Origin of the sequence: Agromyces binzhouensis, assembly GCF_004135055.1 — a bacterium.
GTDB classification, from domain to species: Bacteria; Actinomycetota; Actinomycetes; order Actinomycetales; family Microbacteriaceae; genus Agromyces; species Agromyces binzhouensis.
This window is the reverse complement of record NZ_SDPL01000467.1, coordinates 1-2,236: the sequence shown is the minus strand read 5'-3', so window position 1 is coordinate 2,236 and position 2,236 is coordinate 1. Positions and strand designations below refer to the sequence as shown.

At 75.0% G+C, this 2,236-nt stretch carries 3 protein-coding genes; all 3 read right to left on the bottom strand.

What is annotated here, in order from left to right; genetic code table 11:
* Nucleotides 1–333: 333 nt before the first annotated feature.
* Nucleotides 334–474: a hypothetical protein gene (locus tag ESO86_RS19205; protein WP_165308027.1), complete on the bottom strand. Its 141-nt coding sequence runs from the start codon at nt 472–474 to the stop codon at nt 334–336.
* Nucleotides 475–564: 90 nt separating this feature from the next.
* Entirely contained in the window at nt 565–1,314 is a 750-nt protein-coding gene (locus ESO86_RS15740) for a maleylpyruvate isomerase N-terminal domain-containing protein (protein ID WP_129235807.1), read from the bottom strand.
* Nucleotides 1,315–1,354: 40 nt separating this feature from the next.
* Nucleotides 1,355–2,236, bottom strand: an 882-nt coding sequence (locus ESO86_RS15735) for an ROK family protein (RefSeq protein ID WP_165308026.1), incomplete at its 5' end; no start/stop codon positions are given.

Sequence of the window (2,236 nt, the reverse complement as noted above, 5' to 3'; positions counted from 1 at the left end):
CGGGCGCGGCCTGGGCCGGTGCGGCGGCCGCTCCGACGCCGAGCGCGAGCACCGCCGCGGAGGCGGCGACGAGTGGGGCGCGGAGTGCGGTGCGGTCGGATCGTCTCGTGGACATGCGAGCTCCTCTGCTGGCGGTTCCGGTTGCCGCCCACGGTAGGCGCTTCGGGTGACGGCCGGAAGAACCGTGCGCGAACGAGCGGGGCGGGCCCGCTCCTGCTCAGAGGTGCACGGGGCCCCGTCGCCTCGTCGCCGCGGGGGACCGACCGGCCCGCCGACGGAAGCGCGGCGAGCCCCCTCTCGGGGAGACCCGCCGCGCAGCTCGTCGTTCGAACGCTACTTGCGGTGCGTGACGTCGCTGACGTCGTTGCCCCCGCGGTCGGCGACCTTCGCCTTCTTGTCGGCCCGCTTCTCCTTGAGCGTTCTCGAGGCTGCGGTCTTGTTGTTGGACGACTTCTTCGTTGACTTCTCTGACACGGTGACGCCCTCTGCTCGGGAGCCCGGACGGGCCCCGTGGTGGTCACCCTAGCCGCGGTGGCTGTGCGTGCGCCGATCCACCGGGACCGATCAGAGGTGCACGGGCGTCGTCGCGAAGTCCGCCGCGAGGGCGTCATCGCCCTGCACCCGGAACCGGCCGTCCGGCGCCGCGAGGTCGGCGCGCTCCCAGAGCAGGAGCACGAGGTCGCCCACGTCCGCGGTGATCGTCACGTGCGGGTCCTCGTCCGATGCCGCACCGGGCGGGACGCGCTCGAGGACCCAGCCCGGGGTCACGCGCCAGGCGTCCTCGGTGTCGGCCGCGACGAGCGCGACCGTGCCGGCCAGCGACGCGATGCCCCGACGGCGCGCCTCCGTCATGAAGACCTCGCCGAACTCGTCCACCGCGTCCGCCGCGCCGGCGCGGCCCGCCTCGCGAGGCAGCCGCGGATCGGACTCGGCCGCGGTGCGCAGGTCCCAGAGGTGCTTCGTCGCCTCGTGCGCCATCCGTCGATGCCAGAACCGCGTCGGTCCGGTCGCGCCGTAGAGGATCGGCACGATGCGCTCGGGGTCCGCGCCCTCGAGCACCGACACGAGCGCGTCGCTCCCCTCGCGGAACCAGGGCGCGCGATCGGCGTCGGCCGGCCGGCGGAACTCGCGACGGTCGGCCGGTGCGCCCGTGCGCACGACCTCGGCCGCCCAGCGCTGGATGTTCCCGAGGTGGTCGACGATCCGACCCGCGGTGGGCCAGATCGCCGATCGCACGGGCGCCTCGGGGTCGGTCAGCGCGGCGGTCGCGGCGAACGCCGACGTGACGGCTCGGAGGGCGCTGAGGGACGACATGCCTCCATCCTTCCGCGTGCCGGGGTTCGTGCGCGGGCGATCACGCCGCGGGACGTGCCGACGGGGTGAGGTCGAGCGCGCGGCTCCGGACCTCGGCGAGCGCGTGCTCGATCGCCCCGATGGTCACGCTGTCCTCCCCGAGCGCGGAGCGACGCAGCTCCGGCGCGGTGGGGTCGTCGCTGTCGTCGAGGATCCGTCCCGCGCGGTCGATGACGTCGGGCAGCGTGTCGGCGACGGTGCCGCCGACCACGACCCGGTCGACGTCGAGGAGGTCGCCCAGGACCAGGCAGATGCGTGCGAGTCGTTCGGCCAGGCGGTCGGTGATCGCCACGGCGGCGGGGTCGCCGGATGCCGCGGCGAGACCGACCTCGGCCTCGTCGAGCGTCGCCGGGTCGAGGTGCGCGAGCGCGCCGTCACCGACCTCGGAGGTCGTGATGGCCTCGATGGCCCAGCGCCGTGCGAGCAGTGCGAGGCCGTCTGACGAGCCGACTCCCTCGACGTGGTCGAGGAAGCGCAGCTCTCCGGCCGCGCCGCGTCGGCCGCGGATCAGCCGGCCGTCGATCATGAGGCCCGCGCCCATGCCCTCGCCGGTCATCAGGGCGATGAACGAGTCGGCGTCGCGCCCCCCGCCGTCCGGCGCGGAGCGTTCGGCGATCGCCGCGAGGTTGGCGTCGTTCTCGACCGTCACGACGGCCGCGTCTGCGCTGAGGAACTCCGAGTAGCCCGGGTTGGCGACGCGCCAGAACGGGTTCTCGGCGGGCGAGGCGCCGTCGCGATCGACGGGAGCGGGCACGGCCACCGTGATCGCCAGCACCGAGGAGGCGTCGACGACGGCGTCGGCCAGGGCGCCGTCGATCGCGGTGCGGACGAGCGCGCGTCGCCGGCCGGCGTCGGCCAGTCGTTCCGGACGGTCGGGGCGCAC